Origin of the sequence: Limnohabitans rimovensis (SeqCode), assembly GCF_965234775.1 — a bacterium.
Lineage (GTDB): Bacteria > Pseudomonadota > Gammaproteobacteria > Burkholderiales > Burkholderiaceae_C > Limnohabitans > Limnohabitans rimovensis.
Map to the genome: position 1 here is coordinate 67,447 of NZ_OZ248569.1, position 21,645 is coordinate 89,091.

Genomic DNA, 21,645 nt, shown 5'->3' on the forward strand with positions numbered 1-21,645 from the left:
ATGATCAAAATCGCCGCCTTTGTTTTTGCTGTGTGTGCGGGGGCTTCAAGCTTATCGATGGCCCAAACGCCAGCGGCCTATCCGGTCAAGCCCATCACCATGATCGTGCCCTTTCCGCCCGGGGGTGTGACCGATTTGGTCGCCCGCGAGTTGGCCAAGCGATTGAGCGATGGTTTAGGCCAGCCTGTGGTGGTCGACAACCGGGCAGGGGCGGGCGGCAACATTGGCACGGCGGTATTGGCCAAAGCGCAGCCCGATGGCTACACCCTGGGCGTGATGACGGTCAGTGCCATGTCGATTGGCCCCCACATCCACAAATCTTTGAGCTTTGTGCCGGCCAAAGACTTCACGCCCATCACCAATATCGTCAACACCCCGGGTGCTGTCTTGGCAGGCATCAAGACGCCCTACAACTCGCTGCCCGATTTGGTGAAAGCCGCCAAAGCCCAGCCCGGAAAAATCAGCTACGCCAGCGTGGGTTTGGGATCCTTGCCCCATTTGATTGCTGAAAAACTGTCGTTTGATGCCGGCATTGGCATGGTCCACATCCCCTACAAGGGCGCAGCACCGGCCATGCAAGATTTGCTCTCCGGCGTGGTGGAGTTGTCATTCGAAAGCTCGCTCACCAACACGGTGGCCAATTACAACAGTGGGCGCTTGAAAGTGCTGGCCACCACTGGATCGAAACGCGTGCCCATCCTCGGCAATATCCCCACAGTCGCAGAGTCCGGCTATCCCGGGTTTGTTGCCCAAGGGTGGTTTGGCTTTTTCGGCCCCGCAGGTTTGCCACCCGCCATCACCAAGCGCTTGAACGATATCGCGACGAATATGCTGAGGGACAAAGCGGTGGTGGAGAAATTCGATAACCTGGGCATTCAAGCCGACCCATTGACGCCTGAGCAATTTGTGAAGTTTTTGCAAGAGCAAGACCGCATTTGGGCGGCGACGGCGAAGGGGTTGAATTTGCAGTTGGATTGATTATTTATTCCTTATTTGTATGTCTTTTGCCAAGACCTTGGAATTGCGGGGCGCTCAATTCGGCAGAAGTTCATTGAGGATACAATCTTTGCTCAGTGTCGAACAAACCTTGTTTTCTCGGTTAATTAATCCAATCTAATCTGAGTGAGGGTCGCACACCTAGGCGCCTGCCAAATGTACACACTCATGGTGCTTTGGTACTGCGGTAGCGTGTTCGGCTGGTCAAAATAATGACTTTGTCTTCGCCTCCGAGGTAAAATATAGAGTGCGCCAGCAAGCCTAAAAACTCGCCTTGCTAAAGCACAACGATTACAAAGTTTATTTCAGTGTGGAGTCAATAATAATGAAGGCAGTCATTCTAGCTGGTGGTTTGGGTACCCGCCTTTCCGAAGAAACCGCTATACGTCCCAAGCCGATGGTCGAAATAGGGGGGTACCCAATTCTTTGGCACATCCTCAAGATATATTCTCATCATGGAATTAATGATTTTATTGTTTGCTGTGGCTACAAGGGCTACCTCATAAAAGAGTACTTTGCAAACTACTTTTTGCACATGTCTGATGTCACCTTCGACATGCAATCCAACCGCATGGAAGTTCACCATAAGCGCGCTGAACCCTGGACAGTTACGCTTGTTGACACAGGAGACAGTTCGATGACCGGGGGTCGTTTGCGCCGCGTGGCTGATTACCTTAAAAACGAAGAGTCTTTTTGCTTTACCTATGGCGACGGAGTGGGTGATGTTGACATCACCGCCTCCATCGCTTTCCACCGCAGCCATGGCAAAGCCGCTACCTTGACAGCAGCCTTTCCCCCAGGTCGTTTTGGGGCCATCGACATTCAAAACCGGCAAGTCATGCGTTTCAAAGAAAAGCCAAAGGGTGACGGAGCGGTCGTGAATGGTGGTTTTTTTGTCTTGTCCCCCAAAGTGCTGGGCTATATACAAAACGACAGTACCGTCTGGGAGCAAGAGCCTTTGATGCAACTCGCTGCGGATGGGCAACTCATGGCCTATCAGCACCATGGCTTCTGGCAACCCATGGACACCTTATTCGACAAGCAAACGCTTGAAAACCTTTGGGCCAGTGGCCAAGCACCCTGGAAGAAATGGGAATAACGCCATGGATGGCCAAGCTTCGCACGCGATGACAGTTAACCCCGATTTCTGGCGTGGCAAACGTGTTTTTTTAACCGGCCACACTGGTTTTAAAGGCAGTTGGCTCAGTTTGTGGTTGCAAAGCCTGGGCGCAGAAGTTCATGGTCTTGCCCTTGCGCCTTCCACCTCACCCAATCTGTTTACCGTGGCTCGTTTAGCTAAAGGCCTCGCCAGCAATACCATGGGCGACATCCGCGACCTTGTGACTGTGCAAAAAGCCATGAGTTCAGCGCAACCCGATATCGTGATCCACATGGCAGCCCAGCCTTTGGTGCGACTGTCCTACGCCGAGCCAGTCGGAACTTATGCCACAAACGTTATGGGCACAGTGCACGTGCTGGAAGCAGCCCGCCAGGTAAAAAGCGTGAAATCAATAGTGGTCGTTACCACTGACAAGTGTTACGACAACAAGGAATGGGCCTGGGGCTACCGAGAAGACGAGCCCATGGGTGGACATGACCCCTACAGCAGCAGCAAAGGCTGTGCTGAACTGATTACCGGTGCTTACCGTCTCTCATTCTTGCAATCCCAAGGTAAGGCTGTTGCCACAGCACGAGCCGGCAACGTCATTGGCGGTGGCGACTGGGCCGCCGACCGCCTTGTCCCAGACATCTTGCGCGCATTCGAACAAAACCAGCCAGTGATAATCCGTAATCCCCATGCCACCCGACCTTGGCAACACGTGCTGGAGCCTCTGTCGGGTTACTTAAGCCTTGCCGAGGAACTTTATACTCAAGGTCAAGCCTTTGCAGAAGGTTGGAACTTCGGCCCTAAGGACGATGATGTCCGTTCCGTTAAATGGATCGTTGAATATATGTCAAGAGCCTGGGCCCAAGGTGCCAGTTGGCAGGAAGACAACTTCGAGCACCTTCATGAAGCAAACTACCTCAAACTTGACATCTCCAAGGCCAAAGCGCGATTGGGATGGCAACCACGCTGGCCATTGGCCAGTGCTCTCGAACACATTAATGACTGGCATCGAGCCTGGCTGGCAAATGAGGACATGAACCAGCAGTGCCTGATCCAAATTCGTAAATTTACATCAACAATTCCTCATTCATAAATACGCATCAATAATTTTTATCATCAAAATGACAGCCTCGACCATTCAATTCACACCCAAGCACCCCGACGCCATCCGCCGCGAAATCGCTGCCCTGGTGCAGCAATATGCCGATGTGATCTATGCGCCCCTGGCCTTTTTACCTGGCCAGACCGCCGTGCCTCCATCTGGCAAAGTCATTGGCGCCCAGGAACTTAAGTACATGGTCGAGGCTAGTCTTGACGGCTGGCTAACAACAGGGCGCTTCAATTCTGAGTTCGAGAAGAAGTTGGCAGCCTTCATCGGTATCAAGCATTTGATAACAGTTAATTCGGGCTCATCGGCTAATCTGGTAGCCTTCAATACCTTAACTTCGCCAAAGTTGGGTGAGCGGGCTATACAAAAAGGCGACGAAGTAATAGGTGTGGCTGCCGGTTTTCCGACCACTGTCAACCCGATCTTGCAATTTGGTGCAGTGCCGGTGTTTGTTGATGTAGATCCGCTAAATCACAACATCGATGCCAGCAAAATCGAAGCGGCCATTACCCCAAAGACCAAAGCGATCATGTTGGCGCACAGCCTAGGCAACCCGTTCAACCTGGACGTGGTAACGGGGTTGTGCAAAAAATACAACTTGTGGTTGGTCGAAGATTGCTGCGATGCGCTGGGTACAACCTACCGAGGACAAATGGTCGGCACCTTTGGCGACATCGCCACCTTAAGCTTTTACCCAGCGCACCACATCACCATGGGGGAGGGAGGCGCAGTATTCACCAAGCATGACGAACTCAAAGTCATTGCCGAAAGCATTCGCGATTGGGGTCGAGACTGTTATTGTCAGCCAGGCAAAGACAATACCTGTGGCAAACGCTTTTGCCAGCAACTGGGCGACCTGCCTCATGGCTATGATCACAAGTACACCTACAGTCACTTGGGCTACAACCTGAAAATTACTGACATGCAGGCTGCTTGCGGTTTGGCCCAGTTGGAGAAAGCTCCAAGCTTCATCCAGGCGAGAAAAGACAACTTTGCTTTCCTTAAGGATCGTCTGACTGCTTGCGAAGAGTTTGTGCAGTTGCCTCAGGCTACCGAGCACTCAGATCCTTCCTGGTTTGGTTTCCCGATAACGCTCAAAGACAACTGTCCCGTTTCCCGACTGGATCTGTTGACTTACCTCGACCAAAGCAAGATAGGCACCCGGCTACTGTTTGCCGGAAATCTGGTGCGCCAGCCTTATATGCAAGGGGCCCACTACCGCGTAAGTGGCGATCTAACAAATACCGACAATGTGATGAACTCGACCTTCTGGATCGGTGTGCAGCCCTCCCTGACACGGGAGATGCTGGAATTCGCAGCGCAGAAGATTGAGGGCTACCTGGGAGTTGCTTTTTGAACAATCTCATTGAGCAGCTGACGTTGGCGGCCACGAGCAATGTGCTCGCGGCACTCAAGCGCATGGAGTCCAGCCGCTTTCAGATCGTATTTGTGCTGGAAGAGTCAGGCATCTTAGTCGGATTGATCACGAATGGCGACCTGCGCCGTCATCTGCTGGTTGGGGGCAGCACCTCCGACCTGGTGCTGTCGTGCATGAATCGAAATTTTCGCAGTGTCTCAGTCGATGCGAGTCGCGAAGAGATCCTTAAACTGCTGGATCTGGGCTTCCATGTCATACCCCGTGTGGACGCCGATGGCAAGTTGGTTGATCTGGTGACGCCCGAGTACGACTTGGCTTCGCCCGAGGCGCCCATTCTGACCCGCGCGCGTGCGCCTGTGCGCATCAGCTTCAGCGGCGGAGGTTCCGATGTAACCTACTATTTTGTGGATCGCCCAGGCGCTGTGCTTAGCACCACCGTAGCGCTTTACTGCCACGCTACCTTGATCCCTCGGGCTGACGAAGAGATCCACATTTACTCTGAAGATCTCGATATGCACGAACAGTACGGTTCCTTGATTGACCTACTGTTGTCAGACAGTCGCGGCCTTTTGCGCGCGGTGGTGTCTGTCATTAAGCCCACTTACGGTTTCGATCTGTATGTGCGCTCAGATTTCCCCGTCGGCTCCGGGTTGGGAGGTTCGTCCGCGGTGGCCACGGCGGTCGTCGCGGCCTTCAATGAGATGCGACTGGATCGCTGGTCGACTTACGAAGTGGCAGAGTTGGCGTTCCAAGCCGAGCGAGTGTGCTTTGGCGTTGCCGGTGGCTGGCAAGATCAATATGCATCGGCCTTTGGCGGTTTCAACCTGATCGAGCTAGATGGCAAGAAAAATCTGGTGCATGCTATCCGGATGGAATCCACAATCCTTAACGAGTTGGAAGAGTGTCTGATCCTTTGTGACTCTCGAATTAAACATAACTCGGGTGAATTGCACCATCAGCAGAAAGAAGCCTATACACAAGAGGCGAAGGCGGAGCACGTGGCAATCATGGTTGATTTATGCCGTCAAATGCACAGACATCTCATTCGCGGTGAGTTGCTGGACTTCGGTCGAAATCTGGATACGGCCTGGCAGCTCAAGCGCAGTCTTTCCACAGTCATTAGCTCGCCGGAGATCGATGCCATCTACGAAGCCGCGCGCAATGCTGGCGCTTTGGGCGGCAAGCTATTGGGTGCAGGGGGGGGGGGCTTCTTTTTATTTTTTGTGCAGCCCCAGTATCGCCAGAAAGTTGCCGACGAACTGCGTAAGCACAATTGCAAACTATCCAGCTTCCGCTTTGAAACGAGTGGTGTCACTTCTTGGCGTACCAAAGTTTTATGACCGAAACAACAGTTCCCAACACATTCACGATCGATAAGCATGTAATCGGCGGTGAGAGGGTCTTCATCATTGCTGAAATCGGTAATAACCACCAGGGCGATCTTGCGATGGCCATGCGCTTGGTGGACGCTGCGATCGATGCCGGCGCTGACTGCGTGAAGTTCCAACTTCGCAATCGCGAGGCGCTCTACCGCATCCGTGCCGACGGCTCTGTTGCCGAGGACCTGGGTGCTGAGTACATCCAGGACTTGCTGAACAAGGTCGAACTTACGCTTGCACAACACCGCGAACTGCGTGACTTCTGCCGCCACCGTGGCGTGACTTATATGTGCACTCCCTGGGACGAACCTAGTGTGGATGCCCTGGCGACTATGGATGTTCCCGCTATGAAGATGGCGTCGGCCGATCTTTGCAATCCCTATTTGATTGCAAAGGCTGCCTCTGTCGGCGTGCCTCTTATTCTTTCCACGGGTATGTCTTACGAGCACGAAATAGTTCGTGCGATCGAACAGCTGACAGCGCTAGGCACCCCTTTCGGCATACTCCATTGCAATAGCGCCTATCCTGCACCCGAGAGCGATATTCAATTACCGTACATCGCGAGATTAAAGGAACTGCACCCGGTGATTGGCTATTCTGGGCACGAGCGAGGTACGGCAATCACAATTGCCGCAGTGGCTCTGGGTGCGCGGATCGTTGAACGGCACATCACCTTGGATAGAGGGCTTGAGGGCCCCGACCATCTGGCGAGCCTTGAACCCGCGGAGTTTAAAAACCTGGTCAATGGTATTCGCAGCGTTGAGCTGGCTTTACGCTGGGACGGTCCAGCGCGGCACGTGAGCCAAGGCGAGCTCCTCAATCGGGAAAACTTAGCAAAAAGCGTTGTGGCGCAGCGACCCATCCAAATGGGGCAAGTGTTCTCGGAAAATTGCTTCCGTGTCGCCAGTCCTGGTCAAGGTCTGCCGCCCTATCGTCTGCCCGAGTTAATCGGCAAGACCGCTCAGAGGTCGGTTGCCCAAGGTGACTTCCTTTATGAGAGTGACATCACTGGGCTGGGGATAGCCAAGCGGCAATATGCTTTCCCTGTGAAATGGGGTATTCCTGTGCGGTATCACGATTTTGCGGACTTCGCGCAGCGCATCGAGCCGGATCTGTTTGAATTTCACCTCTCTTACCGTGATCTTTCTGTTGATCCGGCACCTTACCTCCAGGCTACGCACTGCACACGTCTTGTCGTGCATGCGCCAGAGCTATTTGAAAATAGCGAGCTCCTGGACCTATCGAGCGCGGATGCAGCCTATCGTACGCGTTCGATCCAAAACCTTCAGCGAGTGGTTGATGCGACCTTGGCGATCGCACCGTTTTTCCCCAAGGCAGATTCCTTGCTGATCGTAGGTAACGTGGGCGGCTTCTCTGCCGACGCGCCATTTCCCTTGGAACATCGCGAAGTGCTGTACCAACGTTTCCATGACGCTTGCAAGCAAATCCAGTGGGGGCGGACCGAACTGATCCCGCAAAACATGGCGCCCTTCCCTTGGCACTTTGGTGGGCAGCGGCATCAAAACATTTTCATGATGCCTGAGGAATTGGCGCATCAAGCCAAGGCGTTTGGGTTGCGCCTATGCTTGGATTTGGCGCATTTGCAAATGACCTGCAACCACTTCCACCTCGATTTTCAGAAGGCCTTGGAACTGTTGCTGCCCTATACGGCGCACTTGCATGTGTCTGATGCTGCCGGTACGAATGGCGAAGGTGTTGTAATGGGGACGGGAGATGTGAACTGGCCTCCAGTTTGGAGTGCGATCTGCGCAGCAACTAGGCTTAGTTTTATTCCGGAAGTTTGGCAGGGCCACAAAGATCATGGAGCAGGCTTCTGGCATGCTCTCGATATGCTTGAGGGTATTAAGTTGGAACCGTTAACGCTAGGTAAAACTCAATGAAAGATGAGTTGATTGCAACTGCATGTGTTTGTTGTGGCTGTTCAAGCATTGCAAAATCCCCTGCAGTCTTAATGCCCTTTGTGGCTGATCGTGCATTTGGATGGGCACCAGTGAACATCGACTCGAGTTGGGGGCTTCAAACAATCCCGGAGGGGCGCGCTTATTCGCTTTGTAACTCATTGTTTTGCCGTGATTGCGGTCTGATTTTTTTAGATATTCGCTTTGATGATGGCGCCTTATCTAGGTTGTATACGGGTTACCGCGACGAAGAATACACGCTACTGAGAGAAGCATATGAGCCAGGCTATCGAATCCGAAATGAGGGTTTCCAACATGGCATCAGCTACCTTGATGATGTGGAGAAGTTTTTGCGCCCTTTGTTGCCGAAGACGCTTAGCGTTCTGGACTGGGGGGGCGATACCGGGGTAAATACACCATTCAAAGATGGGGGCAATTGCATTCGCGTTTTTGACATCAGTGAGGTTGAGCCAATACCTGGGGTGTCACGCGTCAACCTCGAGGAGGCCATGGAAAACAGCTATGACCTGGTGGTGTGCAGTAATGTGCTGGAGCACATGCCTTACCCTGCAGTCATGCTTTCTGAAATCTCCAAGGTTATGAATAGAAACTCAGTGCTTTATCTTGAAGTCCCTAACGAAGTACACATGAGAACCTACACGACCGGCCCCGAACGGTTGCTTGCGAAGCGTCATTGGCATGAACATGTGAACTTCTTTACCAGCAAATCTGTCCAGTCTTTGGTTCGATCGTCTGGCCTTGAAGTACTTAAATTTGAAGATAAGAAAATAAGTTCTGGCGCGTCTGAGTTTCATCAGTTTTTCGTTGCTTGCACGTTGGCGAAATAAAGGTGGAAATGCGCCCTACTGATAGCCTAGTCCTCTGTCCGATTTGTTATCAGTCCGCGCCCCTTTTACGGAGCACTGAATTTTCTAGACGCGGAGCCTTGCCAACTCAAATTGGTATTTATGTATGCAAGAGTTGCTCTTTTGGGAGATAGCGTGGCTGCATCTGCTCGTTTCCCCCTTGCAACCTGGGTAATTACCGTTTCGTGGGGTAGCGAGGCTATAGCGGAAAATCTCAAAAGTCTGGGCGTAGAGCCTTCTCGAATCCTCCTTTTGTAAACTTACTGAAATTAAATCATGCGTGTCGCTGACTACATCATGGATCGCTTGGTCCAACTTCAAATCAAGCAAGTCTTTTTCCTCCCCGGTGGTGGTGCAATGCACCTCAATGACGCACTAGCAGCGCGCCACGAGTGTCTCGAGCCGGTGGTGTGCCTTCATGAGCAAGCCTGCGGTATTGCAGCGGAGGCGGCGGGCAAGTTGCTGTCGGGTCCCAGTGCTTGCCTGGTGACTAGTGGCCCTGGTGCTACCAACTTGCTGACGGCCACCCTGGGGGCTTGGCTGGATTCCACGCCCGTTTTCTTTATCTCCGGTCAAGTCAAAACAGCTGACCTGAAAACAGGTACTCAATTGCGTATGTTGGGTGTTCAGGAGGCGGATATCGTCACCATTGTCCAATCCATCACAAAGAAGGCCGTCACCTTGATCAACGCGCAAGACATCGGCGTAGTTTTTGATGAGCTGGAAGCGGCGGCTCTATCGGGGCGCCGTGGACCGGTTTGGTTGGAGGTTCCCCTTGATGTTCAAGCCATGGTGATTGATCCGGCCACATTGCGTCGTGCAAACAAGCCTACTCCGGTGTTGCCGGCGCCCGTGGCACAAGACTCAATCCAACAAGCCGTGAAGTTGTTGCAAGGGGCTCAGCGCCCCGTCTTGATTGTGGGCAGTGGCGTTCGCAGTGCGCATGCCGAAGGTTTGTTGATGCAGTTTGCCGAAAAGACTGGTATTCCGGTGCTTACCTCTTGGCTGGGCATGGATTTGATAGGGGATGATCATCCGCTCTACGCTGGACGACCAGGGGCAATCGCTCCGCGCTGGGCAAATTTTGCATTGCAAAATTCAGATTGTGTGCTCGTCATCGGCTGTCGCTTGGATATGGCGATGACCGCTTATGCGCACGAGCGATTTGCACGTGGTGCGGTCAAGATCATGGTTGACATCGATCAGGCTGAAATTCAGAAGATGAAGATGGATATCGCCTTGCCCGTCGTGGCCGATGCCCGCGCATTTCTGGAGGCTATCCATAAAGAGCTAGGCAAGGACGCAGGTTTGCCTTCTTATGCGGCTTGGCTCAAAAAGATCCAGGATTGGCGCAAAACGTATCCCTTACTTCAGCCGGAGCATCGCAAGACGGACGGGCCCCTGAGCCTCTATCAATTCACGGATGTGCTGTCCGATTTGCTTAACAACGAAGACATCATCGCGTCGGGTAGCGCGGGGTTTACGGCCGAGCTCTTCCTGCTGGCGCTGAGGCTCAAGGCGGGTCAGCGCTGTTTCCATAACCGGGGCACGGGCTCTATGGGCTTCGGCCTGCCGGCCGCCATCGGGGCCTGCTTGGCCGCAGGACGCCGCCGTACTATTTGCGTCGAGGGCGATGGGGGCCTGCAGATGAATGTTCAAGAGCTCGCGACCCTAGCCTCAAATAATCTGCCCGTGAAGTGCTTTGTTGTAAATAACGGAGGTTATGCCTCCATTCGCAGCTCACAGCAGAATTATTTCAAAAGACAAGTCGGTGCCGACGAGAACAGCGGTCTCCGCTTACCGGACTTGGAGACGCTCAGCAAAGCCTACGGCGTTGACTTCCTAAGAATTGAAAACGGTCCCCACTTGAAGGCACAGTTGCAGAAGGCGCTGGACCATGTGGGGCCGCTGCTCTGTGAGGTGGTGGTGATGCGCGAGGAACCACGCATTCCGCGGGTTGCTTCGAAGCAGTTGCCGGATGGCAAGATGGTTTCTTCGCCGCTGGAGGATTTGTTTCCCTTCCTGTCCAGAGAAGAATTGCAGCGGAACATGCTGATTCCTTTGTTGGATGAATAAGGCTCCATGATGTCTGCCTTGGACCTTTTCTCGCTCAAGGGGCGCGTTGTCTTGGTGAGCGGTGCCTCGCGGGGGATTGGACTTGCGATTGCGCAAGGTCTCCAGGAGGCTGGAGCACAGGTGCTGGGTTTTTCTCGTTCCGCTGCGCCATCGAATATTGCGTTTGACTATCAGGTTTGTGACATTACCGATGGCGCAGCGTTTGATCGACTGGTGAAACGGGCGCATGCCGACCACGGCCACATTGATGGCTATTTGCATGTGGCGGGGGTCACCAATCCCACCACAGAGATGGCGCAGGGAGACGATGTATTCAGCGTCACGATGGACGTGAATTTGAGCAGCGCTTACCGGTGCTGCCGTTCGGTGGCTAAGGTGATGGCTGCACAAAAGAGTGGCTCTATTGCGATGGTCACCAGCATCGGCGCATTTCAGGGTTTTCCGGGGAATCCGGCCTATGTGGCATCCAAAGGCGGGCTGCGCATGCTGAGCAAGGCGCTGGCGCTCGATTGGGGTGCCTTGAATATCCGCGTGAATGCCTTGGCGCCGGGCTATATTGAGACGGATATGACCAAGGGCAGCTTCAACGACCCCGTCAAGCGTGAAGCGCGTTCTGCGCGAACAATGCTGGGGCGTTGGGGCAAGGCGAGCGAACTGTTGGGGGCTGCGATCTTTCTGATGTCGGATGCGAGCAGCTACATGACCGGTGCCGATCTGGTGGTTGACGGTGGTTGGACCGCGAAAGGACTATAAGCATGCGAAACCGCATTGGATTCATGCAAGGCCGACTCGTCGATCAGATCGATGGAAAGATTCAGGCTTTCCCTGTTGAGCACTGGCGAGATGAGTTTCCTGCCGCGCAAAAGCTAGGACTGCATTGGCTGGAGTGGACGCTGGATGCGGAAGGTTTGGAAGACAACCCCTTTTGCACGGTGGCTGGGCGAGAAGAGATCCATCAACTGAGCAAGCGCTATGCATTGCAGGTGGGCACTCTGACCGGCGATTGTTTCATGCAGCGTCCTTTCTGGAAGGTTCGGGGTAAGGAGTTCGGGCGGAGACTGCGGGAGTTGGACTTAGTGCTGGAAGGCGCCGCTACTCTGGGTTTGCGCCTTGTGGTCGTACCTTTGGTGGACAACGGGCGGCTGGAATCGGCTGAGCAGGAGGCGTTGCTCATTGCCGAACTGATGGCCCGCGTTGAGTTTCTGCGACAGAAAATGATCGGTATTGTCTTTGAATCGGATTTTTCGCCGGATGCGTTGGCGGCGTTTATCGCGAAACTCCCTGCTGATGTGTTTGGTATCAACTACGACATAGGCAACAGTGCTAGCCTAGGCTTCGATCCCGTCCATGAGTTTGCTGCCTATGGCCAACGCGTCTACAACGTGCACATGAAGGATCGCTTGCTCGGTGGGACAACAGTCTCCCTGGGTACCGGCAACGCGAATTTCGAAGCGGTCTTTGAGAATCTCGGCCGGCTTCGCTACTCAGGCCTTGTGATATTGCAAACAGCGCGAGCCCAAGATGGCGATCATTCAGAGACTCTGGCTCGGTATATTGACAAAACACAAATTTTATTGGAGCGCTATCTTGGATCTTGAGTTGACTGGGAAGGTTGCGTTGGTCACGGGCTCATCGCGTGGGATCGGTCGTGGCATTGCCCAGGCGTTGCACGATGAAGGATGTCAGGTCATCCTTAATGGTCGAGATCTTGGTGCTTTGTCCCAGAGTGCGCAATCCATGGGCGTGCTTTACATAGTTGGCGATGTTTCCATACCAGAACAGGCGCGAAAGGTCGTAGATACTGCTCGCCAATCGGCTGGAAAAATCGATATCGTCATAGCCAATGTTGGCAGTGGCACCTCTGTTGAGCCGGGTACTGAGAGTAGTGAAGAGTGGAGCCGTATGCTCAACCTAAATCTTGTGTCCGCTGTAAATACCATTGCGGCTGCACGAGAGGCGTTGGCTGAATCCAAGGGCGCGGCTCTGTGTGTTTCGTCCATATGTGGGCTGGCAGCATTAGGGGCACCTATTGCGTATTCGGCTGCCAAAGCAGCGTTAAATAGCTACGTGAGAGGAATCAGCGTAGTTTTGGCACAAGACGGTGTTCGCATCGTAGGACTTGCACCTGGCAATGTATTGTTTCCTGGCTCCACTTGGGAGAATAAATTGAAGTTAGATGATAAAGCTGTCCAACTTATGTTGGAAACAAATGTCCCAATGCGGAGGTTCGGGAATGTTGCTGAAGTCGCGAACGTTGCTGCGTTTCTTTGTTCTCCCAAGGCTTCATTTATGACCGGCACTGTAGTTACAGTTGACGGGGGGCAAATTAAGATATGAATCAATCTCTTTTTTCGATGGCGGGAAAGACAGTGGTTATCACAGGTGGTGCAGGGTTATTGGGTTTTCAGCATGCTGCTGCAGTAGCCACCTTTGGAGCGCATCCCGTTTTGTTGGATATTAATGCCGATGGCATTGCCAAAAATCTCGATCGCTTGTCGACTGAGTTTGGTAACCGCTTTACAGGGCATGTGGCAGACGTAACGTCGGAAGCTTCGATTCGAGATGTCTCCCAGCGAATTCATCAGCAAATCGGGCGCGTGGATGTTCTGATCAACAACGCCGCTCGCAATCCCAAAGTTGAAGGCTCAGAAGGGCAAAACTTTTCCCGACTCGAAAACTTCCCTGATCTGCAATGGAAACTTGATCTGGAGGTGGGACTTGGTGGAGCTTTTCATTGCGCGAAAGTGTTTGGGGCGCAGATGGCGGAAGATGGCAGGGGTGGCGCCATCGTTAACATCGCTTCCGATTTGGGTGTCATTGCCCCTGATCAACGGCTTTATCGCATTGAGGGAAAAGCTCCTCACGAACAGCCCGTTAAGCCAGTGACCTATTCTGTTGTCAAGCATGGCCTGATTGGACTAACCAAGTATTTGGCGACCTACTGGAGCGATCAGGGAATTCGCTGCAATGCGCTTTCGCCTGGGGGTGTTTATGCGGGGCAGAACGATGTATTTGTCAGCAATTTGGTCAAATTGATTCCCATGGGGCGCATGGCTCAACCAGATGAATATCGTGGTGCCATAGTATTCCTCTGTTCCGATGCGTCCAAGTATTTGAATGGCGCCAATCTAGTCATAGACGGGGGGCGAAGTGTCTGGTGATGTCACACTAACTTTCTCGAAGCAAATGCATGAGACGTTTGAGATGCATCAAAAGATGCAGGCTAGCGCTGAAATTGAAAGTGCTTTTACTGCAAGCCGCGCCGTTTGCGTGCATGCTTATCGTGAGCAGCGAAAGTTGCTGATTGCAGGTAACGGCGGAAGCGCAGCCGATGCTCAGCATTTTGCAGGTGAGTTGGTCAGCCGTTTTTATTTTGATCGCCCTGCTCTTGCAGCTATTGCACTGACGACAGACACCTCGGTTCTAACAGCAATCGGCAACGATTACGGCTTCGAAGATGTCTTCTCACGCCAGATCCAGGCATTTGGACAGCAGGGCGATGTATTTATCGCCATTTCCACCAGTGGAAACTCGCCAAATATTATCAAAGCAATCGCACAGGCGAAGGCGCTAGGCATGACAGTGATTGGGCTTTCAGGGCAAAGTGGAGGGGCTATGAAGCCGCTCTGCGATATCTGTATTTGTGTCCCTTCCAATTCGACACCACGAATTCAGGAAGGGCATTTACTTATCGAACATTGTTTATGCGCCTGCATTGAAGAGGAATTATTTGGACAAAAACGTTAAATATGAAGGCCATTATTCTGTGCGGCGGCTTGGGAACTCGACTCGGGGCCTTGACGTTTAACACACCCAAACCTCTGCTCGATGTCGCAGGACGTCCATTCTTGGCACACGTACTCGACAAGCTCTGTATACCGGAGATTGATGGCTTTATATTGGCCACTGGATTCCAAGCGGAACAGGTTTCAGATGCCATCAAGGCCACATGGAAAGGCCGCCCGGTGAATTATTCACAAGAGAAACAGGCACTTGGAACCGGTGGTGCTGTGTATTTGGCTATGGAGAGTTTCAATCTTGATCATGCGCTTGTTGTCAACGGCGATACATTATTTGATTGTGACGTTCGCACAATGGTCGATGGTTTTGATACCTCGCCTTGGGCCACTCGCATGGCTTTGCGTTTAGTGAACGACTGCAGCCGTTATGGGCGTGTGCAGGTGGCAGAAGACACGCGCGTGATCGGGTTCGGCGAAAAAGGTCATACTGCTGGGGGACTTATCAATGCAGGACTCTACGTACAGCGTCGGGCTCCTTTGATCTCGTTTGGGGCAGTTCCGTTCAGCTTTGAAGTCGATTACCTAGCCAAGCTTGATCCAAATTGGCCTATCCAGGGACTGGTTAGAGAGGGATATTTTATTGACATGGGAGTTCCAGAGGACCTCGCACGGGCGCGGCTCGATTTAATGGGGCGATGATAGGTTTATGGGCAATAAATTATTAATTACTGGCGGCACCGGTTTTTTTGGTCGCGCCTTACTACGTCATTTTTTTGCCGAGGCACGGCGAATGCCCTCTGGGCGGCCGCAGGAATTCAGTGAAATCATAGTGATATCCCGCAACCCTGAGAAATTCGCAGCAAGGCATCAGACTTTGGCTAATGCCCCTTGGTTAAGATGGGTTCGAGCCGATGTTTGTGACCGTCCGGCGCTTGATGCATTACTGCCGGGTGAAACCTTACATGCTGTTTTGCATGCAGCGACTGATTCAACAGATGCTGCTGCTATGTCTCCTGTTGAGAAATTGGACCAGATTGTAAATGGAACGCGCAATGTGTTGGAGTTAGCTAGACGGCTTAAAGTGAAGAGGTTTCTGTTAACCAGCTCTGGTGGCGTATATGGACCTCAACCGGCAGAAATGCGTCAGATCCACGAAGACTATTGCGGTATGCCTGATCCATTACAAATTAGTAGTACCTATGGGATTGGTAAGCGTATGGCCGAGCATCTCTGCATACTTTACGGTGAAGCTAATGGGATTGAAACTGTAATTGCCCGATGCTTTGCTTTTATTGGAGAAGACCTTCCCTTTGATGCACATTTTGCAATTGGTAACTTTATTCGCGATGCTCTGAGCTCAGATGTGATTACTGTGGGTGGTGACGGAACCCCCCTTCGTTCTTACTTAGATCAGCGTGAGTTAGCAGTATGGCTGAATTGCCTTCTAATTAAGGGACGCCCTGGCCAAGCTTACAACGTGGGGTCAGACAAAGCTATTAGCATTTTCGACCTCGCAAAATTAGTCAGAGATAAATTAGCACCCGATAAGCAGATACACATACTTGGAGCATCGGATGTAAGGCAACACCGCAATATCTATGTGCCCGATATCAACAAGATAAAAACCGAGTTGGGTCTGACTGTTAACATAACGTTAGCTGACTCAATTGTTCATGCAGTAAATCAAAGCTGATTTATACAAATCAACCATACAGATATTCGCAACTTATTGGAATTTTTCTTGTTCGGCATTGAACAAAAGATCTTTTTGCAATAAACTAGCACAACATTTGGCGAAATTTTCACGCCTACAGCCATACAGATTGCACACCCAATAGTGCTTTCGCACTGCGGTAGCGTGCCCAAATAGTAATTAAGTTTTATTTTTTAGAGCTACTCCATGACAAGTCGACAAGCCCAAATTCAAGAAGACACCTACTTCAGGGTGATGCGTATCCTGCAAGAAAACCCAGACCTTACCCAGCGCGAGTTGGCTGAAAAACTGGGTGTGAGCGTCGGTGGTTTGAACTATTGCCTCAAAGCCTTGATGGACAAGGGCTGGGTCAAGATGCAAAACTTCCAAAACAGCAAAAACAAGTTCAAGTATGTTTACCTGCTCACCCCCCAAGGCATTGCCGAAAGGGTGGCGCTGACCAGCCGTTTTCTGGACCGCAAGATGCAAGAGTACGAGGCTTTGAAGGCCGAGATTGAGTCATTGCGTCAAGACGCGGGCAAGCAAGACACATTAAAAGCTTCTTGACATGTCGCACATTCAACCAGTCATTCTTTGCGGCGGCTCGGGCACCAGGTTGTGGCCTTTGTCGCGCTCGGGCTTTCCCAAGCAATTCCTTTGTTTGACGGGGGATGACAGCTTGTTTCAGCAGGCTGCCAAGCGCTTGAGTGTGTTGGGAGGGCAGGGCGATGAGGTATCTGCGCCCATCATCATCTGTCACGAAGACCATCGCTTTTTGGCGCAAGAGCAATTGCGTGAAGCAGGCATAGGTTTGGGCGCAGCTTTGCTAGAGCCTGTGGGCCGCAACACCGCACCTGCCTTGACCTTGGCTGCGTTGCAAGCCGTCGAGCTTGGTCTTGACCCTATATTGGTGGTCACACCTGCAGACCAAACTTTGACGGACCCAGAGGCCTTTACCTTGGCCATGCATCAAGCGATCAAAAGTGCAGAGGCTGGTGGCATCGTCATATTGGGCATACAGCCAGACCGGCCAGAAACAGGCTATGGCTACATCAAAGCCTTTTCAAACGATGCTCCAGGTGCGGCAGCAAAAGTTGAAAAATTTGTCGAAAAACCAAATAGTAAAACAGCCCAACGTTACCTGGCAGAAGGCGGCTATTACTGGAACGCCGGCATGTTCGTGCTCAAAGCCTCGGTGTGGCTTAAAGCGCTCGAGCAGTTTCGCCCCGACATTGCCCAAACCACGCAACAAGCTTGGCAACAGCGCAGCACCGATGCGGCCTTTATCCGCCCCGGCAACGCAGAGTTCAAAGCCATCCCCAGCGAATCCATCGACTACGCGGTCATGGAACTCTGCCCGGGCAGCGACTTTCCCATCCAAATGGTGCCGCTGGATGCTGGCTGGAACGACCTGGGCGCTTGGGACGCCGTTTGGAACGTGCTGCCCAAAGATGCCCATGGCAATGCCCATGTGGGTGATGTGCTGAGCACCGACAGCCACAACAACTTGGTGCATGCCAGCAGTCGCTTGGTCAGCTTGGTGGGCGTTGACAACCTGGTTGTCATCGAAACCCCAGACGCCATCTTGGTGGCCAACAAATCGCGCAGCCAAGATGTGAAGCACATCGTCGCTCAACTGCAAACCACAAATCGCGAAGAGCACACCCTGCACCGCAAAGTGCACCGCCCATGGGGTTGGTACGACAGCATCGACGAAGGCGGGCGCTTCAAAGTCAAGCGCATCCAGGTCAAACCCAAGGCCAGCCTCAGCTTGCAAAAACACCACCACCGGGCCGAACATTGGATTGTGGTGACGGGCACCGCCGAAATCACCAACGGCGACAAGGTGCTCACCCTGACCGAAAACCAGTCCACCTACATCCCGCTGGGCGAGGTGCACCGCTTGGCCAACCCCGGCACCATCCCGCTGGAAATCATCGAGGTGCAGTCGGGTAGCTACTTGGGTGAGGACGACATTGTGCGGTTTGAAGACACCTACGGCCGTTTGGACAACAAATGAGCGTTAAAAAAATTTACGTTGCAGGCCACCGTGGCATGGTGGGTTCCGCCATCGTGCGCCAGTTATTGGCCCAGGGGGTGGCACAAAGCCACATCATCACCCGCACCCATGCTGAGTTGGACTTGACCAACCAGTTGGCTGTGCAAGCGTTTTTTGCCGCAGAAAACCCCACCCAGGTGTACTTGGCCGCTGCCAAGGTAGGAGGCATTCACGCCAACAACACTTACCCGGCAGACTTCATCTATGACAACCTGATGGTGCAAGCCAATGTCATTGATGCCGCGTTCAAAAATGGCGTCAAAAAGCTCCTTTTTTTAGGGTCCAGCTGCATTTACCCGCGCATGGCGCAGCAGCCCATGCGCGAAGACGCTTTGCTCACCGGCACCCTAGAGCCCACCAATGAGCCCTATGCCATTGCCAAAATTGCAGGCATCAAGCTGTGTGAAAGCTACAACCGGCAGTACGGCCAAAGCCATGGCGTGGACTACCGCAGCGTCATGCCCACCAACCTTTACGGCCCGGGTGACAATTACCACCCTGAAAACAGCCACGTCATCCCCGCGCTCATCAGGCGTTTTCACGAGGCCAAAGTGGCCAACGCCCCCAGCGTGGCCATTTGGGGCACAGGCACACCGCGCCGAGAGTTTTTGTATGTGGACGACATGGCCGCTGCCAGTGTGCACGTGATGAACCTGCCCAAAGCGGTTTACGACCAGCAAACCAGCCCCATGCAAAGCCACATCAACGTTGGCAGTGGTGCAGACGTGACCATTGCCGAAGTTGCCCAAGCGATTGCACAAACGGTGGGCTACACAGGCCAAATTGAATTCGACACTTCCAAGCCAGACGGCGCGCCACGCAAGTGGATGGACAGCTCGCGCCTTAACGCCCTGGGTTGGCAAGCCAAAGTGGGCCTGCATGAAGGCCTGACTGTTTCCTATCAAAACTTCTTAGTTGCCAAGCCCCACTAAAACCGACCATGACAAACCAAAAAGTTGCGCTCATCACAGGCATCACCGGCCAAGACGGCTCTTACCTTGCCGAGTTTTTGCTGGAAAAGGGCTACATCGTCCACGGCATCAAGCGCCGGTCCAGCAGCTTCAACACCCAGCGGGTGGACCACATTTATCAAGACCCGCATGTCGACAACGCCAACTTCAAGTTGCACTACGGTGATTTGAGCGATACCAGCAACCTCATCCGCATCGTGCAAGAAACCCAGCCAGACGAAATTTACAACTTGGGCGCGCAAAGCCACGTGGCCGTGAGCTTTGAAAGCCCTGAATACACGGCTGACGTGGACGCTTTGGGTACGCTGCGGCTTTTAGAGGCCATCCGCATCTTGGGGTTGGAAAAGAAAACCCGCTTTTACCAAGCCAGCACCAGCGAACTGTATGGATTGGTGCAAGAAACCCCGCAAAAGGAAACTACGCCGTTTTACCCGCGCAGCCCCTACGCCGTGGCCAAAATGTACGCCTATTGGATCGTGGTTAATTACCGAGAAGCCTATGGCATGTACGCTTGTAACGGAATTTTGTTTAACCACGAAAGCCCGCGCCGTGGCGAAACCTTTGTCACACGCAAAATTACACGAGGCTTGGCCAACATTAGTCAAGGCCTCGAGGATTGCCTATATATGGGCAACTTGGATGCGCTGCGCGATTGGGGTCACGCCAAAGACTACGTGCGCATGCAATGGCTGATGTTGCAGCAAGAAAAGGCTGATGATTTTGTGATTGCCACCGGTGTGCAATACAGCGTGCGCCAATTCATCAACTGGACCGCAGAGGCGTTAGGCATTCAACTTCGCTGGGAAGGCGAGGGCGTCAACGAAGTGGCATATTGTCATTCCCACGAAAGCGGGAATCCATGCCCGAAAGACCCCATCGTCCGCATCGACCCCCGCTACTTCCGCCCCACCGAAGTCGAAACCCTGCTCGGCGACCCTACCAAAGCCAAACAAAAACTAGGCTGGGTGCCAGAGATTAGCGCGCAAAAAATGTGTGCTGAGATGGTGGCCCATGACTTGGCACAAGCTAAGCAGCACTCGCTTTTAAAAGCCAACGGCTTCAGCGTTAACGTGAGCGTTGAATAAGTCATGAAAATTGCCATCGCCGGTCTCGGCTACGTCGGCCTCTCCAACGCTGTTCTACTTGCACAGCACAACCAAGTGGTAGCCATCGACATCGTCGCTAAAAAAGTTGCCATGCTTAACCGCAAGCAATCGCCCATTGAGGACGCCGAAATAGAAGATTACCTACAGAACAAACCCCTGAACCTACGCGCCACACTCAACAAGCAAGAAGCCTATGAAGGTGCTGACTTTGTCATCATAGCCACCCCAACCGACTACGACCCCGAGACCAACTACTTCAACACCCGATCCATAGAATCCGTCATTCAAGATGTGATGGCCATCAACCCCCAAGCGGTGATGGTAATCAAATCTACCGTGCCTGTGGGTTACACCGCCAAAACCTGTGCGCTGTTCAAGTGCGACAACCTTATCTTCTCGCCCGAATTTCTGCGCGAAGGCCGTGCCCTATACGACAACCTGCACCCCAGCCGCATTTTGGTGGGTGAGCGCAGTGAGCGCGCCCAGACCTTTGCCAAACTGCTGAGCCAAGGCGCAGTCAAACAAAACATAGAAGTACTGTTTACCGACAGCACCGAAGCTGAGGCCGTCAAACTCTTTGCCAACACCTATCTCGCCATGCGCGTGGCATTTTTTAACGAACTAGACAGCTACGCCGCCACCTACGGGCTTGACACCAAGCAAATTATCCAAGGCGTATGCCTGGATCCCCGCATAGGCAGCCACTACAACAACCCCAGCTTTGGCTACGGCGGTTACTGCCTGCCCAAAGACACCAAACAACTATTGGCCAATTACTACGATGTACCGCAAACCCTGATTGGTGCCATCGTCGACTCTAACACTACCCGCAAAGATTTTATTGCCCAAGACATACTGAAAAAATTCCCTCGCCCTTTGGGAGAGGGTTGGGGTGAGGGCTTGAAACCGCCCACCTTTGGCATCTACCGCCTAGTGATGAAAGCGGACTCAGATAACTTCAGGGACAGCAGTGTGCAGGGCATCATGAAACGCATTAAAGCAAAGGGCGCGGAAGTAATCGTCTATGAGCCCGCTTTGCATGAGCCCACGTTTTTCAACAGCCGGGTGGTGAATGACCTGGCCCAGTTCAAGGCAGAGGCTGATGTGATTGTAGCTAACCGCATGACCGACAATATCCAAGACGTGGAAGACAAGGTGTATAGCCGCGATTTGTTTGGGCAAGATTAATATAGAAACCATCAACAGAAAAATTCTTGTAACTGGTTCTGCTGGTTTTATTGGCTTG

General features: G+C 52.7%; 20 protein-coding genes. All 20 read left to right on the top strand.

Going from position 1 to position 21,645, the window contains the following annotated elements; genetic code table 11:
* The 20 genes from AC8GFZ_RS14320 to AC8GFZ_RS14415 all read left to right on the top strand — a co-directional run bounded on the left by AC8GFZ_RS14320 (position 1) and on the right by AC8GFZ_RS14415 (position 21,587).
* A complete protein-coding gene (locus AC8GFZ_RS14320) occupies positions 1-978 on the top strand; it encodes a Bug family tripartite tricarboxylate transporter substrate binding protein (protein ID WP_506645589.1) in 978 nt (325 codons plus the stop codon).
* A gap of 343 nt (positions 979-1,321) precedes the next feature.
* The gene (rfbF, locus tag AC8GFZ_RS14325) at positions 1,322-2,095 is read left to right on the top strand and encodes a glucose-1-phosphate cytidylyltransferase (RefSeq protein ID WP_506645590.1); all 774 of its coding nucleotides are present in this window, start codon (positions 1,322-1,324) and stop codon (positions 2,093-2,095) included.
* A 4-nt stretch (positions 2,096-2,099) separates the two neighbouring features.
* Positions 2,100-3,197, top strand: a complete 1,098-nt coding sequence (rfbG, locus tag AC8GFZ_RS14330; RefSeq protein WP_506645591.1) for a CDP-glucose 4,6-dehydratase — start codon at positions 2,100-2,102, stop codon at positions 3,195-3,197.
* A gap of 28 nt (positions 3,198-3,225) precedes the next feature.
* Positions 3,226-4,569, top strand: a complete 1,344-nt coding sequence (rfbH, locus tag AC8GFZ_RS14335; RefSeq protein WP_506645592.1) for a lipopolysaccharide biosynthesis protein RfbH — start codon at positions 3,226-3,228, stop codon at positions 4,567-4,569.
* Entirely contained in the window at positions 4,566-5,930 is a 1,365-nt protein-coding gene (locus AC8GFZ_RS14340; RefSeq protein ID WP_506645593.1) for a GHMP family kinase ATP-binding protein, read from the top strand. The genes rfbH and AC8GFZ_RS14340 overlap by 4 nt, the downstream gene beginning before the upstream one ends.
* Positions 5,909-7,870 carry an N-acetylneuraminate synthase family protein gene (locus AC8GFZ_RS14345; protein WP_506645594.1) on the top strand — a complete coding sequence of 654 codons (1,962 nt, stop codon included), beginning with the start codon at positions 5,909-5,911 and terminating at the stop codon, positions 7,868-7,870. Before AC8GFZ_RS14340 ends, AC8GFZ_RS14345 begins: the two co-directional genes overlap by 22 nt.
* Positions 7,867-8,736 (top strand): class I SAM-dependent methyltransferase, encoded by an 870-nt coding sequence (locus AC8GFZ_RS14350; protein WP_506645595.1) that lies wholly within the window; start codon positions 7,867-7,869, stop codon positions 8,734-8,736. The genes AC8GFZ_RS14345 and AC8GFZ_RS14350 overlap by 4 nt, the downstream gene beginning before the upstream one ends.
* A gap of 294 nt (positions 8,737-9,030) precedes the next feature.
* Positions 9,031-10,830: a thiamine pyrophosphate-binding protein gene (locus AC8GFZ_RS14355; RefSeq protein ID WP_506645596.1), complete on the top strand. Its 1,800-nt coding sequence runs from the start codon at positions 9,031-9,033 to the stop codon at positions 10,828-10,830.
* Between the two features lie 9 nt (positions 10,831-10,839).
* Positions 10,840-11,583 carry an SDR family oxidoreductase gene (locus tag AC8GFZ_RS14360; protein WP_506645597.1) on the top strand — a complete coding sequence of 248 codons (744 nt, stop codon included), beginning with the start codon at positions 10,840-10,842 and terminating at the stop codon, positions 11,581-11,583.
* Between the two features lie 2 nt (positions 11,584-11,585).
* A complete protein-coding gene (locus AC8GFZ_RS14365) occupies positions 11,586-12,428 on the top strand; it encodes a sugar phosphate isomerase/epimerase family protein (protein ID WP_506645598.1) in 843 nt (280 codons plus the stop codon).
* A complete protein-coding gene (locus AC8GFZ_RS14370; protein WP_506645599.1) occupies positions 12,418-13,167 on the top strand; it encodes an SDR family NAD(P)-dependent oxidoreductase in 750 nt (249 codons plus the stop codon). The genes AC8GFZ_RS14365 and AC8GFZ_RS14370 overlap by 11 nt, the downstream gene beginning before the upstream one ends.
* Positions 13,164-13,991: an SDR family oxidoreductase gene (locus tag AC8GFZ_RS14375; RefSeq protein WP_506645600.1), complete on the top strand. Its 828-nt coding sequence runs from the start codon at positions 13,164-13,166 to the stop codon at positions 13,989-13,991. The genes AC8GFZ_RS14370 and AC8GFZ_RS14375 overlap by 4 nt, the downstream gene beginning before the upstream one ends.
* Before the next feature lie 55 nt (positions 13,992-14,046).
* Entirely contained in the window at positions 14,047-14,577 is a 531-nt protein-coding gene (locus AC8GFZ_RS14380) for a D-sedoheptulose-7-phosphate isomerase (RefSeq protein WP_506645689.1), read from the top strand.
* Between the two features lie 2 nt (positions 14,578-14,579).
* Positions 14,580-15,269, top strand: coding sequence for a sugar phosphate nucleotidyltransferase (locus AC8GFZ_RS14385; RefSeq protein WP_506645601.1), 690 nt, complete (start codon positions 14,580-14,582; stop codon positions 15,267-15,269).
* A gap of 7 nt (positions 15,270-15,276) precedes the next feature.
* On the top strand, positions 15,277-16,263 hold the full coding sequence (locus AC8GFZ_RS14390) for an NAD-dependent epimerase/dehydratase family protein (protein WP_506645602.1): 987 nt from the start codon (positions 15,277-15,279) through the stop codon (positions 16,261-16,263).
* Between the two features lie 207 nt (positions 16,264-16,470).
* Positions 16,471-16,830, top strand: a complete 360-nt coding sequence (locus AC8GFZ_RS14395; RefSeq protein WP_506645603.1) for a MarR family EPS-associated transcriptional regulator — start codon at positions 16,471-16,473, stop codon at positions 16,828-16,830.
* Position 16,831: 1 nt separating this feature from the next.
* Positions 16,832-18,283, top strand: a complete 1,452-nt coding sequence (locus AC8GFZ_RS14400; protein ID WP_506645604.1) for a mannose-1-phosphate guanylyltransferase/mannose-6-phosphate isomerase — start codon at positions 16,832-16,834, stop codon at positions 18,281-18,283.
* The gene (gene fcl / locus AC8GFZ_RS14405) at positions 18,280-19,254 is read left to right on the top strand and encodes a GDP-L-fucose synthase (protein ID WP_506645605.1); all 975 of its coding nucleotides are present in this window, start codon (positions 18,280-18,282) and stop codon (positions 19,252-19,254) included. The genes AC8GFZ_RS14400 and fcl overlap by 4 nt, the downstream gene beginning before the upstream one ends.
* Before the next feature lie 8 nt (positions 19,255-19,262).
* Positions 19,263-20,378, top strand: coding sequence for a GDP-mannose 4,6-dehydratase (gmd, locus tag AC8GFZ_RS14410; RefSeq protein ID WP_506645606.1), 1,116 nt, complete (start codon positions 19,263-19,265; stop codon positions 20,376-20,378).
* Positions 20,379-20,381: 3 nt separating this feature from the next.
* Complete coding sequence (locus AC8GFZ_RS14415; RefSeq protein ID WP_506645607.1) at positions 20,382-21,587, top strand: nucleotide sugar dehydrogenase; 1,206 nt, start codon at positions 20,382-20,384, stop codon at positions 21,585-21,587.
* Positions 21,588-21,645 lie beyond the last annotated feature (58 nt).

Excerpts from the sequence above, each read along its gene's own strand:
- AC8GFZ_RS14350 (WP_506645595.1), top strand. The coding sequence starts at position 7,867 with ATGAAAGATGAGTTGATTGCAACTGCATGTGTTTGTTGTGGCTGTTCA.
- AC8GFZ_RS14355 (WP_506645596.1), top strand. The coding sequence starts at position 9,031 with ATGCGTGTCGCTGACTACATCATGGATCGCTTGGTCCAACTTCAAATC.
- AC8GFZ_RS14385 (WP_506645601.1), top strand. The coding sequence starts at position 14,580 with ATGAAGGCCATTATTCTGTGCGGCGGCTTGGGAACTCGACTCGGGGCC.
- AC8GFZ_RS14320 (WP_506645589.1), top strand. The coding sequence starts at position 1 with ATGATCAAAATCGCCGCCTTTGTTTTTGCTGTGTGTGCGGGGGCTTCA.
- gmd (WP_506645606.1), top strand. The coding sequence starts at position 19,263 with ATGACAAACCAAAAAGTTGCGCTCATCACAGGCATCACCGGCCAAGAC.
- rfbF (WP_506645590.1), top strand. The coding sequence starts at position 1,322 with ATGAAGGCAGTCATTCTAGCTGGTGGTTTGGGTACCCGCCTTTCCGAA.
- AC8GFZ_RS14400 (WP_506645604.1), top strand. The coding sequence starts at position 16,832 with ATGTCGCACATTCAACCAGTCATTCTTTGCGGCGGCTCGGGCACCAGG.
- AC8GFZ_RS14375 (WP_506645600.1), top strand. The coding sequence starts at position 13,164 with ATGAATCAATCTCTTTTTTCGATGGCGGGAAAGACAGTGGTTATCACA.
- fcl (WP_506645605.1), top strand. The coding sequence starts at position 18,280 with ATGAGCGTTAAAAAAATTTACGTTGCAGGCCACCGTGGCATGGTGGGT.
- AC8GFZ_RS14415 (WP_506645607.1), top strand. The coding sequence starts at position 20,382 with ATGAAAATTGCCATCGCCGGTCTCGGCTACGTCGGCCTCTCCAACGCT.
- rfbH (WP_506645592.1), top strand. The coding sequence starts at position 3,226 with ATGACAGCCTCGACCATTCAATTCACACCCAAGCACCCCGACGCCATC.
- AC8GFZ_RS14360 (WP_506645597.1), top strand. The coding sequence starts at position 10,840 with ATGTCTGCCTTGGACCTTTTCTCGCTCAAGGGGCGCGTTGTCTTGGTG.
- rfbG (WP_506645591.1), top strand. The coding sequence starts at position 2,100 with ATGGATGGCCAAGCTTCGCACGCGATGACAGTTAACCCCGATTTCTGG.
- AC8GFZ_RS14395 (WP_506645603.1), top strand. The coding sequence starts at position 16,471 with ATGACAAGTCGACAAGCCCAAATTCAAGAAGACACCTACTTCAGGGTG.
- AC8GFZ_RS14380 (WP_506645689.1), top strand. The coding sequence starts at position 14,047 with ATGCAGGCTAGCGCTGAAATTGAAAGTGCTTTTACTGCAAGCCGCGCC.
- AC8GFZ_RS14390 (WP_506645602.1), top strand. The coding sequence starts at position 15,277 with ATGGGCAATAAATTATTAATTACTGGCGGCACCGGTTTTTTTGGTCGC.
- AC8GFZ_RS14365 (WP_506645598.1), top strand. The coding sequence starts at position 11,586 with ATGCGAAACCGCATTGGATTCATGCAAGGCCGACTCGTCGATCAGATC.